This window comes from Pseudomonas peli, from assembly GCF_050563605.1.
GTDB classification, from domain to species: domain Bacteria; phylum Pseudomonadota; class Gammaproteobacteria; order Pseudomonadales; family Pseudomonadaceae; genus Aquipseudomonas; species Aquipseudomonas peli_A.
The window spans coordinates 1-229 of record NZ_JBNXUH010000137.1 but is presented as its reverse complement, the minus strand read 5'-3'; the positions used below and the strand labels follow the sequence as shown (position 1 = coordinate 229).

The following is a 229-nucleotide window of genomic DNA, read 5'->3' as shown; positions in this document are numbered from 1 at the left end:
TTACTTATGTCAGCATTCGCACTTCTGATACCTCCAGCATGCCTCACAGCACACCTTCACAGGCTTACAGAACGCTCCCCTACCCAACAACGCATAAGCGTCGCTGCCGCAGCTTCGGTGCATGGTTTAGCCCCGTTACATCTTCCGCGCAGGCCGACTCGACCAGTGAGCTATTACGCTTTCTTTAAATGATGGCTGCTTCTAAGCCAACATCCTGGCTGTCTGGGCC

1 rRNA gene is annotated in these 229 nt (G+C 53.7%); it reads right to left on the bottom strand.

The annotated features are described in order from the left end of the window. Positions 1–229: ribosomal RNA gene (locus tag ACQ4LH_RS21300) — 23S ribosomal RNA — on the bottom strand; the annotation flags it as partial.